This is a genomic window from Acidovorax sp., assembly GCF_022763525.1.
Taxonomy (GTDB): Bacteria; Pseudomonadota; Gammaproteobacteria; order Burkholderiales; family Burkholderiaceae_C; genus Acidovorax.
The window spans coordinates 1-22,458 of the sequence record NZ_JALEGG010000072.1 but is presented as its reverse complement, the minus strand read 5'-3'; the positions used below and the strand labels follow the sequence as shown (position 1 = coordinate 22,458).

The following is a 22,458-nucleotide window of genomic DNA, read 5'->3' as shown; positions in this document are numbered from 1 at the left end:
CGCCAAGACCGACGGAATCGGTGCGCACTTCTACATCGAGAAAGACGGCACCATCTACCAAACCGCGCGACTGGACCAGAGCGTCTACAGCGTCGGAAAAATCCGCTCCCGATGCGATGACAGCCGAACCTGCAGCAAAGAAGAGAAAACGGCGATCGACACGCTCATGAACTCCTCTGCAAGTTATGGCGCGAAAGTCAAAGCGCTCAACACCCGGGAGCAGGCCAAGGCCTACCCCGATCGATATCCAACCAACGGTGACTCCGTGGCCATTGAAGTCGTAGGCAAGTTCGACCCAAAGACAAAACTGTTCGAACGTCCCACGGCAGAGCAGACGGAATCGCTGAAATGGCTGACGCAGGCACTCGGTCGCCACTACGGGCTGGACCTGCAAACAGACGTTTACCGTCACTCCGATATTTCCTACAAACAGGCCGATGAGGCCAAGAGCCTGGTATTCCAATGAGAGCGGCGCTGATCACCCTCTTGTCTTGTTGGGCCTGTGCGACCGCAGTGGCACAGCCATCCAAGCTTCATTGGGTACAGAGTTTTGCCGTCAAGGAAGGCACACGTAACCGCTGCGATGCACCGCGCTTCAGTGAATCAGAAATAAAAACGTACTTTCTGCACGAAGCCAAGCGAGTTCCTGAAGAAGGGTTCGCGCAACGTGACTGGTCGGGCTGCTACGCGGAAGGGTTCGCAGTCAACGCTCGGGGCGAACGCCAGCTTCACTGGCAGCTCGACCTGCTAGGCACAGGAATCATCACTTGGACAGATGGCCGGACTCAGCATTTCGCGCGAGAGCAGTGAGACTGGCCCGCAATACCCCATGCGGCCCGGTGGCTCTCTACGACCTTCGAATACCTTGGGACAGCGGGCGGAAACACTCCTGCGTCTGATGACGCCGATCCATCATGATCGGAACGACGCCGCAGCCAACCGCTCCCAATCCAGCCCAAACCGCGCCAGGTACTTGCGCAGCCGGTCTGCATCATTGACCACGGTGCGCTGCGTGCGCGATGCCTGGAAAAGCAGGCGCCCCGCCTCTGACAGGGTGCGCGACTGGCGGCAAACCTGCAGCACGGCGGCGAGTTGCAGCTGATCGAAGAGGTCCATGGACTCTACTGCCTCGTCACCCAGCAAGGCCGCGAGATCGTCGCGCCCCACCGCACCGGTTGCCGGTGCCAGACCATGGCGCGCATCGCTCGCGGGCTGCCACAGCCAGCGCAAGCGCGCGATCTCGGCCTCCACCAGCGGCAGGCCGATGCGGCCACTGTCGGCCAGCGTGGCCAGGCGCGTCACGCTGGCCGACAGGTCGCGGAAGTTGCCGGTCCACAGCGCCTCGGGCGACTGGGCATAGCGCAAGTAGGCCGCACGTGCCTCGTTGGAGAAGCGCACGCTGCGGCCCAGTTCTGTGCCGGTGCGGGCCAGAAGGTGATCCACATTGGGCTCGATGTCCTCGGGCCGCTGGGCCAGGCCCGGCAGCACATAGCTCCAGAGGTTGATGCGCGCGAACAGGTCTTCGCGAAAGCGCCCGGCGGCCACCTCGGTGCGCAAGTCGCGGTTGGTGCCCGCCACCAATTGGAAGTCGCTGTCCACCTCACGGTCGCTGCCCAGGGGGTAGAAGCGCTTTTCTTCCACGGCCTTGAGCAGCATGGCCTGTTCGTCCAAACCCAGTTCTCCAATCTCGTCCAGAAACAGCACACCTTTGTGTGCGGTGCGCAGCAGGCCTGCGCGGTCGGCCGCCGCGCCGGTGAAGGAGCCCTTTTTGTGGCCGAACAGCGTGGACGCCGCGCCGTCGCCGTGCAGCGTGGCGCAGTTCACCTCCACAAATTCGCCCTCCACTTGGTGGCGGGCCTTCTTCAGCTCATACATGCGCCGCGCCAGATGCGACTTGCCCGCACCCGTGGGCCCCGAGAACAGGATGGGCGCGCGCGAGCGCACCGCCACCCGCTCCACCTCGTCGATCAGGGCGTTGAAGCGCACATTGCGCGTGGCAATGCCGCTTTTCAGGAACTGCACCGCATCCTGCTGCTCGGCGCCAAAGCGCTGCGCGATCACGTCGTAGCGCGAGAGGTCCAGGTCGATCAGCGTGTAGCTGCCCGGGTCACCCATCTGCTGGCGCTTGGGCGGTGAGGTCTGCACCAGCACACCCGGAATACGGCGCGATTCCACCAGCAAAAAAAGGCAGATCTGCGCGACGTGGGTACCAGTGGTGATGTGGGTCCAGTACTCCTCGCGTTCGGTGTCAAAGCGGTAGGCCTGCGTCCAGTCGTACAGCTGGGCGTAGACCTCGCCAAAGTCCCACGGGTCGGCAATGGGCAGCGGCACCAGGTTCACCGTGGTCTCGGGCGAGGTAGTAGCCATGTCAGTGCGCACCTGGTGGGCCAGCTCGCGGTGGGGCGGGGTGTAGAGCAGCTCCAGCCGCCCGATCACTACGTCCTCATGCTGCACCAGGGATACGGAGGGGCGCCATTTCTCCCACCGACCAGCACCCTTGCCGGAGTCGAGCTGGGTGCCCAGGAACCCGATGACTACCTTGATTTTGCGCATGGATTTTTATCTATTTAACTAGCATTCATTCTAGTTACTCTCAAATTCGCAGATCCAATCAGTTTCATTGATCAGGAAGTATTCACATACAAATCAACAACTTGCGCTCACCCGAAACCTCGCATTGCAAGCTGGCACGCATCTGGCAATAGAAGAAGCATCCAGCACAAGCGGTGATCGCTCACAGGCCGGGGTTAGGACAGCCGTTCGCCCCACCGGTGCCGGGCATCCGGGGCCTTCGGGTTCTGTCGATGTCCTGCATGCCGCACATCGCCAACGCTGGGTAGCGGCACGGTCGTGGTGATCACTCCGAAAGGAAGTGTCTGGTTCGACTCCAGGCGTGCCACCACTGGTAGCTCAGTCTGGTAGAGCCCCGCCGAAAGGCGGTTGTCGCAGGTTCGATTCCTGCCCACGGTCGCAAGACCTTGATTGGAAGTACCGGTCGAAAGACCACCCGCCGAACGCGGGGAGAGGCCCCGAGGTTGCGCAGCAACCGCAAGGGATTCACCCCGTCAGCCGGTGGCGGTTTGTGCCAGCACCCGGCACAGCCCGCGCCCGCAGCCAGCCGCGCTGCCGCCCTTCCCACTGGGGATGGGGGCAGCCACCACGGCGCACTGCACGGCCCAGGCTGTGCCCCCTGGCACCCCGCCATCGCTGTAACGGCAACCCGATACGACAACGAAGAAGAGAGAGGAAAAAGAGATGCTGATGAAGATGTTCCAACGCACCACCGTCAAGAAGAACGAACGCGCCCTGCTGCTGCGCAATGGCAGTTTTGACCGCGTGCTGCACAGCGGCACCTACTGGCTGTTCGCGGGCACCGACCAGCTGCGCGTGGAGACCTTCGCCCTCGAACAGCCCGCCTTCACCCACGGTCTGGCCGAATACCTGATGGCGCAGGAGCCTGCCGTGGTGGCAGCCGAGTTTGTGCAGGTGAACCTGTCGGAAACCCAAGTGGGCCTGCGCAGTGAAAACGGCGTGCTGGTAGAGATCCTGCCCCCCGGCACCCGCCGCCTGTACTGGAAAGGCCTGGTCGATGTGAGCGTGCAGGTGGTGGACCTGCAAGCGGGCGCCGAACTGCCTGCCGCACTGGTGGCGCGATTGACGCAAACCCAGCTGCGCCAGCGCAGCGTGACCGGATTGACCGGCGTGCTGCAGGTACCGGTGCCCGAGGGCCAGTGCGCGCTGTTGACGGTGGACGGCAAGGTGGAGCGCCTACTCACGGCTGGCACCTACGCTTTCTGGAAATATGGCCGCACTGTGGCCGTGGAGCTGGTGGACCTGCGCCTGCAAGCCGTGGAGGTATCGGGCCAGGACATCATGACCCGCGACAAGGTGGGCCTGCGCCTGAACCTGTGCGCCACCTACCGCTACACCGATGTGCTGCGCGCCTTTGCCCAGCTGCAAAAGCCTGCGGACTACCTGTACCGCGAACTGCAGTTTGCGCTGCGCGCCGCCGTAGGCACCCGCACGCTCGATGAGCTGCTGGAGAACAAGGCGGCGATCGACGAGGTGGTGACCGCACACATGGCCGCCAAGCTGTTGCCCTACGGAATGCAGCTGGAGAGCGTGGGCGTGAAGGACATCGTGCTGCCCGGCGAGATGAAAACCATCCTGACCCAGGTGGTGCAAGCCCAGAAGCAGGCCGAGGCCAATGTGATCCGTCGCCGCGAGGAAACCGCCGCCACGCGCTCGCTGCTCAACACCGCCAAGGTGATGGAGGACAACCCCGTCGCCCTGCGCATGAAGGAGCTGGAGACGCTGGAACGTGTGGCCGAGCGGATCGACAAGATCTCGGTGTTCGGCGGCCTGGACCAGGTGCTGAATGGTCTGGTGAAGATGCGCTGAGCATCCACAAACAAAGAGACGAGCATGATGAAAGTGAAGAAACTGACTGCACGTGAAAGGCGCCTGGGCCGGGAAACCACCCCAGTGAGTTGCGAGTCCGTGGGACTGGACCCGGCGGTTTACGGCGCGGCCGTACGCTACCTTTTCGACCGCCCCGTGCCTGAGAAAAGCGGGCAGGAGTGGTACTGGAACATCGACGAGCCCGCGTTCGACGCCACGCCGCTGCAATGGACGCACATCCAGACCGTTTTGTTCGCCAACGCGGGCACCGACCTAGCGCCCTACAGCGACGAGCAGGTGGGGATGGGACTGAACCATGTGATGAGCAACAACGCAGGCAACATCCCGCACATGGTGAACGACCCCACCGTGCCCCTGGCCGACGCAATGCGCATGGTGCGGGCCTTGCCCTCCTTGTGGCGCGACTGCCTGGGCCCGCGCTTGAGCACCCATCAGAGCGCCATCGGAAGCCGAAGCGACCGCCTCTACTTCGTGAGCTACATGTGGTTTGACGTGTGGCCGTCGTTCTGGAACGCCAAGCACATCCCGGAGTGGCGCGACGCGATGTGGCAGGTGTTCTGCGAGATGCTGGCCCTGCCCTGGCGCGAAGCGCAGGTCTCGGCCTTGCATGGGATCGGGCACGAGGGGGCGCGGCTGAAGAGATACGAAGAGCTGCAGGCCCACCTGGACGCCTTCATCCGCAACGTGAAAGACGACGATGAACTGAAAGACTACGCCCAGGCCGCCGCCCGCGGAATGGTCCAATGATCAAACATCAAGAAGAAAGAAAAACGAGATGAGCAAAACCTACGAACAACTGGAAATCCCGAACGGCGTGCCCGTGAAGATGTGGACGAACGGCGTGCCCGTGGAAGAGGACGCCAAGAACCAGCTGCGCAACATTGCGCGCCTGCCCATCGTGTTCAAGCACGTGGCGGTGATGCCCGACGTGCACCTGGGAATCGGCGCCACCATCGGCTCGGTGGTGCCCACGCTCAAGGCCATCATTCCCGCTGCGGTGGGCGTGGACCTGGGGTGCGGAATGATGGCGTGCAAGACCACGCTCACGGCCAGCGACCTGCCGGACAACCTGTCCGGCGTGCGCGCCGCCATCGAGCGCGCCGTGCCCGTGGGGATGACCCCCAAGCGCTTCGGCCGCGACAAGGGAAGCTGGGATACGCCGCCCGCCGAAACCGACCGCGCCTGGGCTGCGCTGGTGAATGAGTTCGACGAAATCTGCGAAGCACACCCGCGCATCAAGAACACGAACAACTACAAGCACCTGGGGACGCTGGGAACGGGCAACCACTTCATCGAGATCTGCCTGGACGAACACCAGTCCGTGTGGGTGATGCTGCACTCGGGCTCGCGCGGGGTGGGGAACGCCATCGGCACCCACTTCATCGAGCTGGCCAAGAAGGACGCCGAGATGAACCAGCGCAACCTGCCCGACAAGGACTTGGCGTATTTCGAGGAAGGCGCGCAGTACTTCGGCGACTACGTGAAGGCCGTAGGGTGGGCGCAAAAGTTTGCTGCCGCCAACCGCGAAGTGATGATGGGCCGTGTGATTGCCGCGCTGCGCAAGGTCATCACCAAGCCGTTCGAGACCCACGTGGAGGCGGTGAACTGCCACCACAACTACGTGCAGCGCGAGACGCACTTCGGGCAAGACGTGTTCGTGACCCGCAAGGGCGCGGTGAGTGCCGAGCAAGGCAAGCTGGGGATCATCCCGGGGAGCATGGGGGCCAAAAGCTTCATCGTGCGCGGAAAAGGCAACCCCGAGAGCTTCAACAGCTGCAGCCACGGCGCGGGCCGCACCATGAGCCGCACCAAGGCCAAGAAGCTGTTCACCGTGGCGGACCAGATCAAGGCCACCGAAGGCGTGGAATGCCGAAAGGATGCGGATGTGATCGACGAGATCCCAATGGCCTACAAGGACATCGACGCGGTGATGGCGGCGCAGCAGGACCTGGTGGAGGTGGTGTACACGCTCAAGCAGGTGGTCTGTGTGAAAGGGTAGCCCCCCTGAGCCGCTGCGCGGCTTCCCCCCAAGGGGGACGACGCCCTCGCTGCGGGGCGGCCCTTGCTTGGCGTCTCTCGCCTGGGCCGCGCCAGTTGCGAAGGACTGCGTGAATTACTACATTTTTGATAGCTTTTCACGCTTATCCATCAAGCGCTACAGCCTATTTCTATGCATACAACAGAACAACAAGAAATGCTGCGCTCCGCCCACCCGGTGGAGCCCCACATGCGCACGCAGGTGCTGGAGGCACTGCACGATATCGAAGCCCGGCACGGCGTGACGGTGCTCTTCGCCTGTGAATCCGGCAGCCGCGGCTGGGGCTTTGCCTCGCCCGACAGCGACTACGACGTGCGCTTCATCTACGTGAATCGCCTGCCCTGGTACCTGACCGTGGCGCCGGGCCGCGACGTGATCGAGGTGCCCATCAGTGGCGACCTGGACATCAATGGCTGGGACCTGCGCAAGGCCCTGGGCCTGCTGCGCGAGTCCAACCCCACGCTGCTCGAATGGCTGGGCTCGCCCATCGTCTACCGCGAAGAGGCGGACACCATGGCGCGGTTCCGTGCGCTGGCGCAGCAGGTGTTCTCCAACGCCAAGGGCTGGCACCACTACGCGTCGATGGCGAAGAAGAACTTCCGCGAACATCTGCAGGCCGATGAAGTGCGCTACAAGAAGTACCTGTACGTGCTGCGCCCGCTGCTGGCCGCGCGCTGGATACGCACCCAACCCGGCGTGCCGCCCATGCGCTTTGCCGAGCTGGCCCAGCACACGCTGCACCCGGTGCACGACGCAGCCCTGGTCGCTGAAATCAACGCCCTGCTGGAGGTGAAGATGCGTGCGGGCGAGGCTGCGACCAGCCCCCGCTGGCCCGGCATCCATGCGTTCATCGAAGCCGAACTGGCGCGCAACGCGGCCGAGCCCGTGCAACCGCTGCCGGTGCCGGGGCACGCCGCGCTCGATGCGCTGCTGCAGGACACGGTGCTGCGCTATGACGCCCGCGCAACCCGGGAGGTGTCGCCATGACGGAAGCGACCACAGTCCCCCTCACCCTCGATGGCGCCACCGGCGAAGGCGGCGGCCAGATCCTGCGCACGGGCCTCGCCCTGTCCATGGTCACCGGCCGGCCGCTGCACATCACGCGCATTCGCGCCGGGCGGCCCAAGCCGGGCCTCATGCGCCAGCACCTGGCCTGCGTGCAGGCGGCCGTGTCCGTGTGCGGCGGGCAGGCTGAGGGCGCCGAACTGGGCTCGCAAACGCTGCGGTTCACCCCGGGCGCCGTGTGCGCTGGCGAGTACCGTTTCCAGATCGCTACCGCCGGTAGCTGCCTGCTGGTGCTGCAGACCGTACTGCCTGCGTTGATGCTGGCGGATGGCGAAAGCAAGGTGGAGCTAGTGGGCGGCACGCACAACCCGATGGCGCCGCCGTTTGATTTTCTGGAGCGGGCGTTTGCGCCGCTGGTGCGGCGCCTGGGCGCGGGGCTGGAGCTGCAGCTCAAGCGGCGTGGCTTCTTTCCTGCCGGGGGTGGCGAAATCGTGGCAAGCATCACCCCAGCAAGGCACCCGCTGGCGCCGGTGGATGTGATGGAGCGTGGGCCGCTGCTGAACGGCTGGGCCGAGGCCCTGGTGCCCGGCCTGGCGCGCACCATTGCCCACCGCGAACTGGAGACCCTGGGCCAGCGCATGGGCTGGACCTTTGAAGCGGGCCAGCTGCGCCAGACTGCCGCGCGCCAGAACGAAGGGCCGGGCAACGCGCTGATCACCACGCTGGAGTACGCGCACCTCACCGAGGTGTTCTGCCAGCTGGGCGAGCGCAGCCTGTCGGCCGAGCAGGTGGCCAAGCGGCTCTCGGACGAGATCCGTGCGTACCAGCGCAGCACCGGCGCTTTGGGCCCGCACCTGGCGGACCAGTGGATGCTGCCGCTGGCCCTGGCGGTGTGGCAGAGCGGCCAGGCGGCACGGTACACCTGCACCGAGGTGACGCCGCACACGGCCACCAACGCGCAGACGATCGCGCTGGGGCTGCCGGTGCAGGTGCTGATCACACCGGTGGAGCGCGCGATGCAGGTAGAAATCCGGCCTGCCGGCTGACTGCATCAGGCGCTTCGCAAGCCCACACCCTGGCTATATCCATATGGCCGGGGCTGTAGAACAACTGGTTCAGAATGCCCTCTTTTCCCTTTCCACCTTGCCTTCACAGGAGACGCCATGAAAGTTGAAAACATTCTGCAGACCATTGGCAACACGCCCCACGTGCGCATCAACCGCCTGTTCGGCGCGGGCGCGAATGTGTGGGTGAAGTCCGAGCGCAGCAACCCGGGCGGCTCCATCAAGGACCGCATCGCGCTGTCGATGGTGGAAGACGCCGAGAAGTCCGGTGCGCTGAAGCCCGGCGGCACCATCATCGAGCCCACCAGCGGCAACACCGGCATCGGCCTGGCGCTGGTGGCAGCCGTCAAAGGCTACAAGCTCATCCTCGTGATGCCCGACAGCATGAGCATCGAGCGCCGCCGCCTGATGCTGGCCTATGGCGCGCAGTTCGACCTGACCCCGCGCGAAAAGGGCATGAAGGGCGCGATTGCCCGCGCGCAGGAGCTGCAGGCCCAGACGCCCGGCTCGTGGATTCCCCAGCAGTTCGAGAACCCCGCCAACATCGACATCCACGTGCGCACCACGGCGCAGGAAATTCTGGCGGACTTCCCCGATGGCATCGATGTGCTGATCACCGGCGTGGGCACGGGCGGCCACATCACGGGCGTCGCCAAGGTGCTGAAGGCGAAGTTTCCCCAGCTCAAGGTTTTCGCGGTGGAGCCCTCGGCCTCGCCGGTGATTTCGGGCGGGCAGCCCTCGCCGCACCCCATCCAGGGCATTGGTGCGGGCTTCATCCCCAAGAACCTGGACACCAGCCTTCTCGACGGCGTGATCCAGGTGGAGGCGGAACCTGCCCGCGAATACGCGCGCCGCGCAGCCCGCGAAGAGGGACTGCTGGTGGGCATCTCGTCGGGCGCCACGCTGGCCGCCATCGCGCAAAAACTTCCCGAGCTGCCCGCGGGCGCCAAGGTGCTGGGTTTCAACTACGACACGGGCGAACGCTACCTGTCGGTGGAAGGATTCCTGCCTGTGTGACACCCCCCGTGCGCCTTTGGGCATGTGTAACAAGGGGCCCGCGGAGGCCCCTTCTTTTTGGCCGCCACAGCACAAATCCTCGGCCCACCGTCCTACAGAAGGGGCTCCCATGCGCCCCAACAATCGTCTGAACCCTTGGCCCGCCCGTGGCGGCGCGCAGCCAAGGCCATCCACACGATTGTTTTGCCATGGCCACGACCTCTTCCGAGCTATCTTCCACCGCCGCGCAGCCCATCGCGTTCAAGGTGCTTACGGTGAACGTGCACAAGGGCTTTACCAGCTTCAACCGGCGCTTCATGCTGCACGAACTGCGCGAGGCCGTCCGCGAAGTCGCGGCCGACTTGGTGTTCCTGCAGGAGGTCCAGGGCACGCACCACAGGCACGCGAGCCGGCTGGCGAACTTTCCGCAGGTGCCGCACTACGAATTTCTGGCGGACACCATCTGGTCGCAGTACGCCTACGGCCGCAATGCGGTGTACGACAACGGCGACCACGGCAATGCGCTGCTGTCTAAATTCCCGATCACGCACTACGAGAACCACGACATTTCGGTGAGCGGCCCGGAGCGTCGGGGCATGCTGCACTGTGTCCTGCAGCCACCGGGCCACCACCTCCCGGTGCATGCCGTGTGCGTCCACCTGGGCCTGCAGGAGTCGCACCGCCAGCTGCAGCTGCGCCGGGTTTGCGAACTGATCAACACCTTTCCGGCGGACGAACCGGTGGTGCTGGCGGGCGACTTCAACGACTGGCGTCAGCGCGCGCACGGCGTGCTGCTGCGCGGCGCAGCCCTGCAGGAAGTGTTTGTCCAGGCGTTTGGCCGCGCGGTGAGGACCTTTCCGGCCTCGATGCCCTTGCTGGCGCTCGACCGCATCTACGTTCGCAACGCTGCGGTGCACTCGCCCATGCAGATGCCCAAGAAGCCCTGGAACAAGCTGTCAGACCACGCGCCGCTGGCGGCGGAGATCCTGCTATGACGCGCAGCTTCAGGCCGCCGCGCTCGTCCCGCTGGGTTCCGGGGAACCACTTCGAACTGCTGGAAAACGGCGAGGACTTCTTTCCCCGCGTGTTCGAGGCCATCGCGCGCGCCGAGCGCGAGGTGATGCTGGAAACCTTCATTCTGTGGGACGACAAGATCGGCCGGCAGCTGCATGCGGCACTGCTCAGCGCAGCGCAGCGGGGCGTGGATGTGCACGTGCTGGTGGACGGGTTCGGATCGCACGATCTGCCCCCGCCGTTCATCACCACCCTGGTGGAGGCGGGCGTGAAGTTCCGCATCTTCGATCCTGGCCGCCAATTCATGGGCCAGCGCCTGAACCTGCTGCGCCGGATGCACCGCAAGATCGTGGTGGTGGATGGGCATCTTGGCTTCATCGGCGGCATCAACTACTCGGCCGACCACGTGGCCGACTACGGCCCCGAGGCCAAGCAGGACTATGCCGTGCAGGTGCGTGGACCCATCGTCGCGCACATGCATCAGTTCACCCACGATGCGGTGCTCACGCGCGCGGAGCGCAAACGCCGCCAGCGCCAAGCCGGGGCGCCAGGCCGCCCCCATGCAGGCACCGCGCATGCGATCTTCGTCACGCGCGACAACCACCAGCACACCAACGACATCGAGCGCCACTACCGCGTGGCCCTGCGCGCGGCGCGCCACCGGGTGGTGATTGCCAACGCCTACTTCTTTCCGGGCTACCGGTTCATCCGGGAGATGCGCCGCGCCGCGCTGCGCGGCGTGGACGTGCAGCTCATCCTGCAGGGCCGGCCCGACATGCCCATTGTGCGCACGGCCGCCACCATGCTCTACGACCATCTGCTGCGCGCAGGCGTGCGCATCCACGAGTACTGCGACCGCCCCCTGCACGGCAAGGTCGCGCTGGTGGACCACGACTGGGCCACCGTGGGCTCCAGCAACCTCGACCCGCTGAGCCTGTCGCTGAACCTGGAAGCCAATGTCGTGATCCAGGACCGCGCCTTCAACGCCGCGCTGCATGAGCGGCTGGCGCAACTCGTCAAGAACAGTTGCAAGCAGGTGGAGCCCACGCCCAGCGGCCGGTGGGATGGTTTGCGCCTGCTGCGCAGCTATGCCGTGTTCCACCTGATGCGCTGGTTTCCGACTTGGGCGGGCTGGCTGCCGCGCCACCAGCCCACCATCACGCTGGCCAAGGCACCGGGCGACGTGAGCCCGGCCCCCCTGAACCCCGACCCGGCGAACCCCGACCACCCCGCCAACGCGGCGGCCTGACGGCATGGCCACCACCACCGCCCCCGCGAGCACGCTGGACCCGGACAACGCCCGCGACCCGCCCGCCGATCACGGCAGGCCCGGCTGGCGAGGGTGGACCCAGCGGGCCTGGTGGCCCTGGGTGACACGGGGTATCGCGGCGGCATTCTTCGCGGTGGTGGCGTGGCTCATCTTCCGGCAGGCGCGCACGGTGGATTGGCCGGCCGTGCTGCAGGCACTGCGCGCGCTGCCTCCCAATGCGCTGGCCATCGCAGGAGCGCTGGCCCTGTGCAGCCACCTGGCTTACGGCACCTTTGACTGGGTGGGCCGGTACTGCACCGGGCACCGGTTGCCGTTGCCCACCACGCTGGGCATGGCCATGACCAGCTATGCCTTCACGCTCAACCTGGGATCGCTCATCGGCGGTGTGGGGGTTCGCTACCGGCTCTATGCCCGGCGCGGGGTGGACGCGGGCACCATCGGCCAGGTGGTGGGTACCAGCGTGCTGACCAACTGGGTGGGCTATCTGGTGCTCGCCGCCGCTTTGCCCTGGCTGTGGCAGCCGCCTGCGCTGGCGGGCTGGTCGGCCCCGGCCTGGCAGTGGCAGGCGGGTGGCGCTGCGCTTGGCTGCGTTGCCATGGCCTATGTGGCGCTGTGCGCCGTGCGCGGGGGACGGGCGCTGACGGTGCGGGGTCACGCCTTTCCGTTGCCACGCTGGCCCGTGGCGCTTTGGCAGGTGGTTATTTCCACCGGCAACTGGATGCTGATGGGCGCCGCGCTCTGGACCGTGCTGCAGGGGCAGGCGCCCTATCCCGCGGCCCTGGCCACCGTGCTGCTGGGGGCCGTCGCGGGCCTGGTGTTGCGCATCCCCGCTGGCCTGGGCGTGCTGGAGGCCATGGGCGTGGCGCTGCTGACCACCCCCACCCTGGGGCAGGACAAGGTCCTGGCGGCGCTGCTGGCCTACCGGGCGCTGTACTACTTTGGCCCGCTGGTGCTGGCCGCCCTGGCCTTTGGCGTGGCCGAACTCCGGCTGCGCCGCGCGGACGATGCCGCTTCGCCGGTCACCTCAAGAGTTTGATCAAAACGGGCTTCAGCGCTTATCCACCAAGCGCTGGCAGCTATGCTTTTCGAAGCATTGAATCACCCATCGCACACCCCCCGGTAAAATCGGCGCCCCGCCATTGCACCCGCCCGATCGACACGGGCCCGCAACACCATGATCCGACTCTCCGAAATCCGGCTGCCCTTCACCGCAGCCGAAGCCCCCGAGGCGCCGCTGCGCGCCGCCGCCGTCCAGATCCTGGGCATCGCCGACGCCGACATCGCCCACCTGCACGTCTTCAAGCGCAGCTTCGATGCGCGCAAGGCCGACCTGCTGGCGGTGTACATCGTGGACCTCACACTGGCCCAGCCCGAACGCGAAGCCGCGCTGCTCGCCAAGTTTTCTGGCAACCCGCACATCCAGCCCACGCCCCACATGGCCTGGCACCCCGTGGGCCAGGCGCCCGCCGAGCTGCCCCTGCGGCCTGTGGTGGTGGGCTTTGGCCCCTGCGGCATCTTTGCCGCGCTGGTGCTGGCCCAGATGGGCTTCAAGCCCATCGTGCTGGAGCGCGGCAAGACCGTGCGCGAGCGCACCAAGGACACCTGGGGCCTGTGGCGCAAACGCGAGCTGCATGCCGAAAGCAACGTGCAGTTTGGCGAGGGCGGCGCGGGCACCTTCAGCGACGGCAAGCTCTATAGCCAAATCAAGGACCCGCGTCACTTGGGCCGCAAGGTGATGAACGAGTTCGTCAAGGCGGGCGCTCCGGAAGAAATCCTGTACGTCGCCCACCCGCACATCGGCACCTTCAAGCTGGTGAAGGTGGTGGAGAACCTGCGCGAGCAGATCATCGCCCTGGGCGGCGAGATCCGCTTCGAGCAGCGCGTGACGGACGTGATCATCGAAGGCCAGGGCGAGCAACGCCACTTGCGCGGCCTGAAGGTGCTGAACCAGGCCACGGGCGAGACCACCGAGCTGCGCGCCGACCATGTGGTGATGGCGCTGGGCCACAGCTCGCGCGACACCTTTGCGATGCTGTACGAGCGCGGCGTGGCCATGGAGGCCAAGCCGTTTTCCATCGGCTTTCGCATCGAACACCCGCAGGGCGTGATCGACCGCGCCCGCTGGGGCCGCCATGCGGGCCACCCGCTGCTGGGCGCGGCCGACTACAAGCTGGTGCACCACGCCGCCAATGGCCGCGCGGTCTACAGCTTCTGCATGTGCCCCGGCGGCACCGTGGTGGCCGCCACCAGCGAGCCCAACCGTGTGGTGACCAACGGCATGAGCCAGTATTCGCGCAACGAGCGCAATGCCAACGCGGGCATGGTGGTGGGCATCGACCCGCGCGACTACCCTCAGGACGCGCAGGCGTTTGAAACCCACCTGGGTCAGACCTATGGCGTGGAGGCGCTGCCCGCCGGGCAGTTCCACCCCCTGTCGGGCAGCGTGCTGCAGCGCCAGCTCGAATCCAACGCCTTCGTGCTGGGCGGACGCGACTACAGTGCGCCAGGCCAGCTGGTGGGTGAGTTCATCGCGGGCAAGCCTTCGACCCAGCTGGGCAGCGTGGAGCCCTCGTACAAGCCCGGCGTGGCGCTGGGCGATTTGCATGCCGCCCTGCCCGGCTACGCCATCGAGGCGCTGCGCGAGGCGCTGCCGGTGTTCGGCCGCAAGATCAAAGGCTTTGACATGCACGACGCGGTGCTGACGGGCGTGGAGACACGCACGTCGTCGCCGCTCAAGATCGGGCGGGGCGAGAACCTGCAAAGCCTGAACACGCCAGGCCTGTACCCGGCGGGCGAAGGCGCGAGCTACGCGGGCGGCATTCTGTCGGCGGGCGTGGATGGCATCAAGGTGGGCGAAGCCGTCGCCCGGAGCCTGTTGAGCGCAGCGGGCTGACCTGCCCTTGGCGGTGCAGGCCAGTGGTATCGCTTACTTCCGCTGCAAGAAATCCACCGCCAGCGCCGCCAGCGTGCGCGCGCCCACCGGCATCTGGTCTTCGTCGATGTCGAACAGCGGCGAATGGTTCGATGGGGCCTTGTTGAAGTCCGCGCCCTTGGGCGGCGCGCCCAAAAAGTAGAAGAAGCCGGGCGCCACTTTCTGGAACTCCGAGAAGTCTTCCGAGCCGCTCACCTTGGGGATGATCATCGCCTTGCCGCCCGTGGCCAGCTTGAGCGCGGGCAGGGATGCTGCCGTGAGCTCGGCCGGGTTGGTGGTGACCGGGTAAGCCACAGGGCCGAAGCGCACCTTGGCCTTGGCGCCGCTGGACGCCGCAATCGATTCGGCCGTGGTGGTGATGCGCTTGAGCGCTTCCTGGCGCATGCCTTCGTCGAAAGTGCGCAAGGTGCCCAGCATCTCCACGTTGTCGGGAATGATGTTGTAGCGCGTGCCCCCCTGGATCTGGCCAATGGTGATGACGGCCGGCTCCTGGCTGATGTTGAGCTGGCGGCTCACCACGGTTTGCAGGCCCAGCACCACCTGGCTGGCAGCCACGATGGGGTCGACCGCGTTCCAGGGCGACGACCCATGGCCGCCGCGCCCTTCCACCTCGATGCGGATGTTGTCCGAGCCGGCCATGAGCGGGCCACTGCGGTAGCCCACCACGCCCGCAGGCAGGTTGGCGGTGATGTGCAGGCCGTAGATGGCTTGCACATCCTTGAGCGCGCCTTCTTCCACCATGGCCTTGGCGCCGAAGCTGGGCACCTTGCCGTTGGCGTCGGGCTCCACGGGCGCGCCTTCCTCGGCGGGCTGGAAGATGAACTTGATGGTGCCGGGCAGCTGCGCCTTCATGCCGGCCAGCGCCTCGGCCGCGCCCATGAGCATGGCGGTGTGGGCGTCATGGCCGCAGGCGTGCATCACCGGCACTTCCTTGCCCAGGTAGGTGGCCTTCACCTTGCTGGCAAAGGGCAGCCCGGTGTTCTCGGGCACGGGCAGCGCGTCCATGTCGGCGCGCAGGGCCACCACCTTGCCGGGCAGGCCGCCGCGCAGCGTGCCCACCACGCCGGTGCCGCCCACGCCGGTCTGCACCTCCATGCCGAGTTTTTTCAGGTGGTCGGCCACGAGCTTGGCGGTACGCACTTCCTGGCCCGAGAGTTCCGGGTGCGCGTGGATGTCGCGGCGCCAGCTGACCATCTTGGCGGCGACCTTGTTCACGGCCGCATCGATGGTCTGCAGGCCGGCAGCATCGAGTGCCTGGGCGTGTGCGCAAGGGACGAAGGCCAAGCCGCTGGCGAGCGCCATGGCAGAGAGTGGTTTGTGCATGGAATCAGTCCGTAGTCCGTGAAGTGGTGGGCGGCTGCAAGGCCGGTAGAGCGAAAGCAGGTTCATGCTAAAAGCCGCCCCCGTTGGATGAGAAGCGAAAATGGCCATCCAAAGAGCCAATCCCGCCATGCTGCAGTCACTTTCGTCCTTGCCTTCCGGCTCTGCCCCGGCGCCGATTTTTCGGGTGGACATCCCACTGCTGCCCGAGTCAGCCGTGGGCAATGCGCTGCAGTTCATCGACCTGCTGCGCGGCGCCAACCTGCTGGCCGGGCTGCGTCTGGGCGCCCACGCACCGCGCCTGGCCTGGCGGCTGCTGGACGCCGAGGGCCGGCCCCTGCCGCCGCTGCCCGGCCCGCTGGCGGCCTATACCCCAGCGCCTGCGCCTGCTGCCGCCAGCGCCAGGCCCCGCGCCGATGATCCCGCCCACGCCGTGTTCATCCCGGCCATCCATGCCACGGACATCCCCGCCATTCGTGAAGTGGCAGGCCGGCACCGCGCGCTGTCGCGCCAGCTGGGCATGGCGCTGGACATGGGCCAGACGCTGCTGACCGTGGGCAGCGGTGCCTGGCTGGCGGCTTACAGCGGGCGGCTGAACGGACGCCGGGCCAGCCTGCCCTGGTTCTACATCGCGGGGTTCGAGCGCGACTTTCCGGCCATCGGCCACAGCCTGGGGCAGGATTGGTCCGAGGACGGCCCCTGGCTGAGCTGCGCGCTGCCACAGAGTGTGAACCTGCTGGCCATTGCCCTGGTGCGCCACGCGCTGGGGAACGAGCTGGGCGCCGCCTGCGAAAGCGTCATGGCACCCGACCACCCGCGCGCCCGTGCCGCCCTGCAGGCCAACGCGCAGCAGCACATCCCTGCCACGCGCGACAGCACACTGGCGCGTGCCATCGCCTGGATGGAAGCCAACCTGGACCAACCCTACAGCCTCCCCCGCCTGGCCGAGGCCGCATCGGTGAGCCCACGCACGCTGCTGCGGCACTTTCAGCAGGAGCTGTCGCAGTCGCCCCTGGACTACCTGCACGGCCTGCGCTGCGCCCGCGCAAGGGTGATGCTGGAAGTGACGCTGGAAAGCGTGCCCAGCATCGCCACGGCCTGCGGCTATGCCGACCCGGCGGCATTCCGGCGCATCTTTGCGCGCTACACGGGCATGGCGCCGTCCGAGTACCGCCAGCGCCACACCCTGCGCGCGCCCCGGCGGCGCTGGCGGTTGGAGGTGAAGTAGCGAGTCCGCGGGCCGGTCAGCGCAACGCGTTGCCAGCGGGCAGGCGGAAGGCCTCCACCAGCTCGGCCAGCTGCTGCGCCTGCACGCGCAGGCCCTGGGCGGCAGCCGACGATTCCTCCACCAGCGCGGCGTTCTGCTGCGTCATCTGGTCCAGCTGCGAGACGGCTTCGCCCACCTGGCTCAGACCCGTGGTCTGCTCGCGCGCGGCGGTGCTGATCTCGCCAATGATGGTGGCCACCTGCTGCACGGACTGGACGATCTCGCCCATGGTGCCGCCCGCCGCGTGCACCAGCTTCGCGCCCTCGTCCACCTGGCGCACGCTGTCGCTGATCAGGCTGCCGATCTCCTTGGCCGCCGTGGCCGAGCGCTGGGCCAGGCTGCGCACCTCGCCCGCCACCACGGCAAAGCCCCGGCCCTGCTCGCCCGCACGGGCAGCTTCCACGGCCGCGTTCAGGGCCAGGATGTTGGTCTGGAAGGCAATGCCGTCGATCACGCTGGTGATGTCGGCAATGCGGCGCGAGGACTGCGCGATGCCGTCCATGGTGCCCACCACGCGGTCCACCGCTTCGCGGCCCCGCTGGGCCACGTCGCTCGCACCCGTGGCCAGGCTGCTGGCCTGCGCGGCGGCATCGGCGCTGTGGCGCACGGTGGCCAGCAGCTCTTCCATGCTGGCGGCGATCTCTTCCAGGTTGGAAGCGGTGTGCTCGGTGCGGGCCGAGAGGTCGGCGTTGCCCGCGGCGATCTCGCTGCTGGCGCCCGCCACCGAGGTGCTGGCCTGGCGCATGCCTACCACCAGCCCCGCCAGGCGCGCCTGCATGCCCCCCAGCCGTGCCAACAGGGCCTGCAACTCGTCGCGGTTGCCCACGCCCGCTGCGGGAATGGCCGACGTGAGGTCACCTTCGGCAATGCGGTCGGTCACCTCGGACGCCTGGGCCAGCGGCTGCAGGATGGAGCGCGACAGGAGCCAGGCGCAGGCCAGGCTCAGCAGCAGGCCCACGGCGGAGCCGGCCGCCAGCAGCGTGATGCCCTGGCGCTCGCTGCGGGCGGCGGCCTCCCGCGCCTCGGCCACGCGCTGGCGCTGGAAGTCGGCCAATTGGTTGACGGCCGCCGCGTAGGCATCGGCCGCGGGGCGCAGCTGGCTGGCTACCGCGTCGGGTGGCAGCGCTTCGCCGGCCTTGCGGCGCTTGACCAGGTCGTCGCGCACAGTGCGAAAGCCGTTGCCGGCCTTGTCGATGGCGTCGAACAGCGCTTGCGATGGGGGGTCGGCCGCGAGCTCATCGAGGCGCTTGCGCACCTCGGCGGACCGGGCCGAGGTGCGCTTGCGGTCGGCGTCGATGCGGGCTGCGTACGCGGGGTTGTTGTCGATCTCCAGCAGCGTTTCGGCGCGCGCCGAGCTGAGCACCACGATGGCGTGCAGCTCGCGCGCCAGGAGCGCCCGCTCGGCGGACGCGCCCCCCAGGTCGTCGGCGATGTCCTGCAGCCCGGCCAGCCGCCAGATTCCCACGGCGGCAGACAGTGACATGACGAGGCAGACCACGCCAAAGGCCAAAGCCAGGCGGACAGCAACACGTGCGTGGGAAATGGACATGGGGAGCTCTCAGGTGGGAGGGGGAATGAATGCGGCGATGCAGCCCTGCAGCGCTGCCACTGCAGCGGTGGCCCCGTTGTTATCGGCATCCGGTGGCGCGGCTTGAGCCCCGCTCGCACCGCCTCCTGGGGCTGCATCGCGGAAAGCGTCAACGACAAGGCCGCCGCAGGATGAACCTGGGGCGGCCTTGTCGGGACACGGGCCTTTCGAGCGAGGGCCGCGCACGGCCCCGGTGCTTCAGTGCTGCTGCGCGTTCTGCAGCGCGGCAATGCGCTCTTCGATGGGCGGGTGCGTGCTGAACAGCTTGCCGATACCGCCGGCAATGCCCATGGCGGCCATGCTCTTGGGCAGCTCGGCCGGGTGCATGCCGCCCAGGCGGGCCAGTGCATTGATCATGGGCTGGCGGCGGCCCATCAGCTGCGCGGCGCCCGCGTCGGCGCGGAACTCGCGCTGGCGGCTGAACCAGGCCACGATGATGGCAGCCAGGAAGCCGAGCACGATGTCCAGCACGATCGTCGTCACGTAGTAGCCGATGCCGGGACCCGAGCTGTTCTCGTCGTTCTTGCGCAGAAAACTGTCAACGGCGTAGCCGATCACACGCGAGAGGAACACCACGAAGGTGTTCATTACCCCCTGGATCAGCGTCATGGTCACCATGTCGCCGTTGGCGATGTGGGCCACCTCGTGGCCGATCACGGCCTCGACTTCTTCGCGCGTCATGCCCTGCAGCAGGCCGGTGGAAACGGCCACCAAGGCCGAGTTCTTGAAGGCGCCCGTCGCGAAGGCATTGGGATCGCCTTCAAAAATGCCGACTTCGGGCATGCCGATGTTGGCCTGGGTGGCGAACTTGCGCACGGTCTCCACAATCCAGCGCTCGTCGGGCGAGCCGGAGCCGTCGATCACGCGCACGCCCGAGGTCCACTTGGCCATGGGCTTGCTGATCAGGAGCGAGATGATCGCGCCGCCAAAGCCCATCACCAGCGCGAAGCCCAGCAACGCGCCCAGGTTCAGGCCGTTGGCCGTGAGGTAGCGGTTGACGCCCAGCAGGCTGGCCACCACCCCCAGCACGACAACGACGGCCAGGTTGGTCATCACAAACAAAAGGATCCGCTTCATGGATTGAATTCTCCGTGGGGTCAACAACAACGAGTGTTCGCTGGTTCAGATGGGGACTGCAGGCCGCGCTTCAAGCGCCGCTCCCTGGGCCACGGCCCCGGCGCCCCTTCCGGCCGCGATTTATCGCGCTATGGTAGGTGCAAACCTATGGCGTAGCCTTATCACACAAGCGTTGACGGGAATTACGGCGCCGGTACCGCGCGGGGCGGGCGAAAGACCAGGGCGTCGTCGTAGAAGGCCGGCACCTCGTTGGCCGGCCACCAGCCGGGCACGCCCAGCACGGGCAGCGGCGAGAAGGGTTTGGCGGCCCAGGCGGCGGGATGCACAGCCTGCGCGAGCCAGGTGTCGAGCCCGGACAGCGCTTCTTTTGCTATTAGATCAATAGCTTTAGGCGCCCGGTACACGTGCGCCACCATGGGTTTTCGGGGCGTAACCAGCTTCTCCATCAGCGCATGGCCGAACAGCACCAGCCGGGCCTCGGACCAGAGCGGCCGCAAGTCGATGAACAGGCGCAGCCAGTCGCGCGCCCTGAGCGCATTCCACAGCGCGTCAGGCGCCTGCAGCAGTGCGCCGTTTTCATCGAACACCGTGAGCGCGTCGCGCAGCGGCCCGCGCACGGCCCGCACGCCGTCGGCAGCGATGGCGCCGGCCTGCAGCTCGTTCAAACGGCGTTTGGTCTGCGGAAAGTGCAGCCACACCAGGCCGTTGAAGAAGTCGTGCAGGTTGTCGCGCGTGGGTACGCGGCGGGTGTTGCGGATGTACTGCTCGTAGGCCACCCCGGAGGGCAACTCGGCTTGCGGCGCGAACGCCACGGGGGCAGCGCCGGCCGGCGCAGCGGCCTGCAGCGCCTGAGCCACCGGGCACCCGCCCTGCACCTGCTGCGCCACAGGCCGGCCCAGGCCGCGCCAGGGCGCGAGCCACGGAGCGCTCCAGTCGCTGGCGTCGAGCGGTGCGAATGTGGGCAGGCCTACACCAGGCGCCACGGCAGCGCTTCGCCGGCACGCAAGGGCTTGAGGTTGGCCTCGCCGAAGACAAAGCTCTCGGGCGGCGTCCAGGACTCGCGGCGCAGGGTGATGGTGCCGGTGTTGCGCGGCAGGCTGTAGAAGTCGGGGCCGTGGAAGCTGGCAAAGCCCTCGAGCTTGTCGAGCGCACCGGCGTTGTCGAACGCCTCGGCGTACATCTCCATCGCGGCGTGCGCGGTGTAGCAGCCGGCGCAGCCGGTGGCGTGCTCCTTCAGGTGCGCGGGGTGCGGCGCGCTGTCCGTGCCCAGGAAGAACTTGGCCGAGCCACTGGTGGCGGCCTGTACCAGGGCCACGCGGTGCGTTTCGCGCTTGAGCACGGGCAGGCAGTAGTAATGCGGGCGCACGCCGCCCACGAAAATGGCGTTGCGGTTGTACAGCAGGTGGTGCGCCGTGATGGTGGCGGCGGTGAACCGGTCAGACGCCTGCACGTAGTCGGCCGCATCCTTGGTGGTGATGTGCTCGAAGACGATCTTGAGCTCAGGGAAGTCGCGGCGCAGCGGGATCAGCTGCTGCTCGATGAAGACGGCCTCGCGGTCGAACAGGTCGATGTCGCTACTCGTCACTTCGCCGTGCACCAGCAGCAGCATGCCTGCCTTCTGCATGGCTTCGAGCGTCTTGTAGGTCTTGCGGAGATCGGTCACCCCCGCGTCGCTGTTGGTGGTGGCGCCGGCGGGGTAGAGCTTGCAGGCCACGACGCCTGCATCCTTGGCCCGCGCGATTTCCTCGGGCGGCAGGTTGTCGGTGAGGTACAGCGTCATCAGCGGCTCGAACTGCACGCCCGCTGGCACGGCGGCCAGGATGCGCTCCTTGTAGTCCAGCGCCTGCTGCGCCGTGGTCACGGGCGGGCGCAGGTTGGGCATGATGATCGCGCGGCCGAACTGGGCGGCCGTGTGCGGCACGACGGTCTGCAGCGGCTCGCCGTCGCGCACATGCAGGTGCCAGTCGTCGGGGCGGGTAATGGTGAGGGTGTTCACAGGGGAGGAAGATGCGGCGGTCATGGGCGCCATTGTCCCATTGCCCCTAGAGTCGCCGTGCTACTTCAAATTTGATAGCGTCCAGCGCTTGCTGGACAAGCGCCATGGGCCATTTTTGCTTGAATCGCCGGAAAGCACGGGGCTGGAAAGCCCCGGGCGTTGCGCTACTCGGCCGTGATGTGCGCCTTGCGCACCACCTCGCCAAACTTCACCAGCCGCTCGGACATCATTTTCTCGAACTGGGCGGGGGTCATCTCTTCGGGCGCGATCACACCGCGCTCCTTGAGGTTGGCCACCATGGCAGGCGACGTGGCAACCTGGCGCACGGCCTTGTAGAGCGTCTGCACGATGGCTTCGGGCGTGCCGCCAGGCGCGGCCAGGCCGGTCCAGGAGGTGAGGTTGAGCTGCGGGTAGCCGACCTCGGCCAGCGTGGGCACATCGGGCAGTTGCGGCAGCCGCTGGTCGGCGG

19 protein-coding genes and 1 tRNA gene are annotated in these 22,458 nt (G+C 66.9%); 13 read left to right on the top strand and 7 right to left on the bottom strand.

Going from position 1 to position 22,458, the window contains the following annotated elements; all coding sequences use genetic code 11:
- Positions 1 to 466: peptidoglycan recognition family protein (locus MRY84_RS05360; protein WP_291504714.1), on the top strand; the 466-nt coding region annotated here is incomplete at its 5' end.
- A gap of 446 nt (positions 467 to 912) precedes the next feature.
- Here the strand turns inward: MRY84_RS05360 and rtcR are convergent.
- Positions 913 to 2,553, bottom strand: coding sequence for an RNA repair transcriptional activator RtcR (gene rtcR / locus MRY84_RS05355; RefSeq protein WP_291504713.1), 1,641 nt, complete (start codon positions 2,551 to 2,553; stop codon positions 913 to 915).
- Between the two features lie 345 nt (positions 2,554 to 2,898).
- Here rtcR and MRY84_RS05350 point away from each other — a divergent pair.
- From MRY84_RS05350 to MRY84_RS05300, 11 genes are all read left to right on the top strand, one after another.
- A tRNA-OTHER gene (locus MRY84_RS05350) sits at positions 2,899 to 2,971 on the top strand.
- A gap of 290 nt (positions 2,972 to 3,261) precedes the next feature.
- The gene (locus MRY84_RS05345) at positions 3,262 to 4,401 is read left to right on the top strand and encodes a slipin family protein (RefSeq protein ID WP_291504712.1); all 1,140 of its coding nucleotides are present in this window, start codon (positions 3,262 to 3,264) and stop codon (positions 4,399 to 4,401) included.
- Between the two features lie 24 nt (positions 4,402 to 4,425).
- Positions 4,426 to 5,169, top strand: coding sequence for a hypothetical protein (locus tag MRY84_RS05340; RefSeq protein ID WP_291504711.1), 744 nt, complete (start codon positions 4,426 to 4,428; stop codon positions 5,167 to 5,169).
- Between the two features lie 28 nt (positions 5,170 to 5,197).
- The gene (locus MRY84_RS05335; protein ID WP_291504710.1) at positions 5,198 to 6,421 is read left to right on the top strand and encodes an RtcB family protein; all 1,224 of its coding nucleotides are present in this window, start codon (positions 5,198 to 5,200) and stop codon (positions 6,419 to 6,421) included.
- A gap of 195 nt (positions 6,422 to 6,616) precedes the next feature.
- Positions 6,617 to 7,447, top strand: a complete 831-nt coding sequence (locus MRY84_RS05330) for a nucleotidyltransferase domain-containing protein (protein ID WP_291504709.1) — start codon at positions 6,617 to 6,619, stop codon at positions 7,445 to 7,447.
- Positions 7,444 to 8,511, top strand: coding sequence for an RNA 3'-terminal phosphate cyclase (gene rtcA, locus MRY84_RS05325; protein WP_291504708.1), 1,068 nt, complete (start codon positions 7,444 to 7,446; stop codon positions 8,509 to 8,511). The genes MRY84_RS05330 and rtcA overlap by 4 nt, the downstream gene beginning before the upstream one ends.
- Before the next feature lie 117 nt (positions 8,512 to 8,628).
- On the top strand, positions 8,629 to 9,546 hold the full coding sequence (gene cysK, locus MRY84_RS05320) for a cysteine synthase A (protein WP_291504707.1): 918 nt from the start codon (positions 8,629 to 8,631) through the stop codon (positions 9,544 to 9,546).
- A 188-nt stretch (positions 9,547 to 9,734) separates the two neighbouring features.
- The gene (locus tag MRY84_RS05315; RefSeq protein ID WP_291504706.1) at positions 9,735 to 10,520 is read left to right on the top strand and encodes an endonuclease/exonuclease/phosphatase family protein; all 786 of its coding nucleotides are present in this window, start codon (positions 9,735 to 9,737) and stop codon (positions 10,518 to 10,520) included.
- The gene (gene clsB / locus MRY84_RS05310; RefSeq protein ID WP_291504705.1) at positions 10,517 to 11,788 is read left to right on the top strand and encodes a cardiolipin synthase ClsB; all 1,272 of its coding nucleotides are present in this window, start codon (positions 10,517 to 10,519) and stop codon (positions 11,786 to 11,788) included. The genes MRY84_RS05315 and clsB overlap by 4 nt, the downstream gene beginning before the upstream one ends.
- Before the next feature lie 4 nt (positions 11,789 to 11,792).
- Complete coding sequence (locus MRY84_RS05305; protein ID WP_291504704.1) at positions 11,793 to 12,845, top strand: lysylphosphatidylglycerol synthase domain-containing protein; 1,053 nt, start codon at positions 11,793 to 11,795, stop codon at positions 12,843 to 12,845.
- Positions 12,846 to 12,983: 138 nt separating this feature from the next.
- Positions 12,984 to 14,702, top strand: a complete 1,719-nt coding sequence (locus MRY84_RS05300) for an NAD(P)/FAD-dependent oxidoreductase (protein ID WP_291504703.1) — start codon at positions 12,984 to 12,986, stop codon at positions 14,700 to 14,702.
- A 33-nt stretch (positions 14,703 to 14,735) separates the two neighbouring features.
- On the opposite strand, the gene MRY84_RS05295 is transcribed toward MRY84_RS05300, so the two are convergent.
- The gene (locus tag MRY84_RS05295; RefSeq protein ID WP_291504702.1) at positions 14,736 to 16,064 is read right to left on the bottom strand and encodes an amidohydrolase; all 1,329 of its coding nucleotides are present in this window, start codon (positions 16,062 to 16,064) and stop codon (positions 14,736 to 14,738) included.
- 127 nt (positions 16,065 to 16,191) lie between these two features.
- Here MRY84_RS05295 and MRY84_RS05290 point away from each other — a divergent pair, with 127 nt between their 5' ends.
- Complete coding sequence (locus MRY84_RS05290; RefSeq protein ID WP_291504701.1) at positions 16,192 to 17,289, top strand: helix-turn-helix domain-containing protein; 1,098 nt, start codon at positions 16,192 to 16,194, stop codon at positions 17,287 to 17,289.
- A 16-nt stretch (positions 17,290 to 17,305) separates the two neighbouring features.
- Here the strand turns inward: MRY84_RS05290 and MRY84_RS05285 are convergent, their stop codons facing one another.
- The 5 genes from MRY84_RS05285 to MRY84_RS05265 all read right to left on the bottom strand — a co-directional run.
- A complete protein-coding gene (locus MRY84_RS05285; protein WP_291504700.1) occupies positions 17,306 to 18,877 on the bottom strand; it encodes a methyl-accepting chemotaxis protein in 1,572 nt (523 codons plus the stop codon).
- 237 nt (positions 18,878 to 19,114) lie between these two features.
- A complete protein-coding gene (htpX, locus tag MRY84_RS05280; protein WP_291504699.1) occupies positions 19,115 to 19,993 on the bottom strand; it encodes a protease HtpX in 879 nt (292 codons plus the stop codon).
- Positions 19,994 to 20,175: 182 nt separating this feature from the next.
- Entirely contained in the window at positions 20,176 to 20,976 is an 801-nt protein-coding gene (locus tag MRY84_RS05275) for a DUF3025 domain-containing protein (RefSeq protein ID WP_291504698.1), read from the bottom strand.
- A complete protein-coding gene (gene pyrC / locus MRY84_RS05270; protein ID WP_291504697.1) occupies positions 20,961 to 22,013 on the bottom strand; it encodes a dihydroorotase in 1,053 nt (350 codons plus the stop codon). The genes MRY84_RS05275 and pyrC overlap by 16 nt, the downstream gene beginning before the upstream one ends.
- Before the next feature lie 140 nt (positions 22,014 to 22,153).
- On the bottom strand, positions 22,154 to 22,458 hold a 305-nt coding region (locus MRY84_RS05265), incomplete at its 5' end, for a tripartite tricarboxylate transporter substrate-binding protein (protein WP_291504696.1).

Coding starts and splice junctions, on each gene's coding strand:
- rtcR (WP_291504713.1), bottom strand. CDS start 2,553: ATGCGCAAAATCAAGGTAGTCATCGGGTTCCTGGGCACCCAGCTCGAC.
- MRY84_RS05345 (WP_291504712.1), top strand. CDS start 3,262: ATGAAGATGTTCCAACGCACCACCGTCAAGAAGAACGAACGCGCCCTG.
- MRY84_RS05340 (WP_291504711.1), top strand. CDS start 4,426: ATGATGAAAGTGAAGAAACTGACTGCACGTGAAAGGCGCCTGGGCCGG.
- MRY84_RS05335 (WP_291504710.1), top strand. CDS start 5,198: ATGAGCAAAACCTACGAACAACTGGAAATCCCGAACGGCGTGCCCGTG.
- MRY84_RS05330 (WP_291504709.1), top strand. CDS start 6,617: ATGCTGCGCTCCGCCCACCCGGTGGAGCCCCACATGCGCACGCAGGTG.
- rtcA (WP_291504708.1), top strand. CDS start 7,444: ATGACGGAAGCGACCACAGTCCCCCTCACCCTCGATGGCGCCACCGGC.
- cysK (WP_291504707.1), top strand. CDS start 8,629: ATGAAAGTTGAAAACATTCTGCAGACCATTGGCAACACGCCCCACGTG.
- MRY84_RS05315 (WP_291504706.1), top strand. CDS start 9,735: ATGGCCACGACCTCTTCCGAGCTATCTTCCACCGCCGCGCAGCCCATC.
- clsB (WP_291504705.1), top strand. CDS start 10,517: ATGACGCGCAGCTTCAGGCCGCCGCGCTCGTCCCGCTGGGTTCCGGGG.
- MRY84_RS05305 (WP_291504704.1), top strand. CDS start 11,793: ATGGCCACCACCACCGCCCCCGCGAGCACGCTGGACCCGGACAACGCC.
- MRY84_RS05300 (WP_291504703.1), top strand. CDS start 12,984: ATGATCCGACTCTCCGAAATCCGGCTGCCCTTCACCGCAGCCGAAGCC.
- MRY84_RS05295 (WP_291504702.1), bottom strand. CDS start 16,064: ATGCACAAACCACTCTCTGCCATGGCGCTCGCCAGCGGCTTGGCCTTC.
- MRY84_RS05290 (WP_291504701.1), top strand. CDS start 16,192: ATGCTGCAGTCACTTTCGTCCTTGCCTTCCGGCTCTGCCCCGGCGCCG.
- MRY84_RS05285 (WP_291504700.1), bottom strand. CDS start 18,877: ATGTCCATTTCCCACGCACGTGTTGCTGTCCGCCTGGCTTTGGCCTTT.
- htpX (WP_291504699.1), bottom strand. CDS start 19,993: ATGAAGCGGATCCTTTTGTTTGTGATGACCAACCTGGCCGTCGTTGTC.
- pyrC (WP_291504697.1), bottom strand. CDS start 22,013: ATGACCGCCGCATCTTCCTCCCCTGTGAACACCCTCACCATTACCCGC.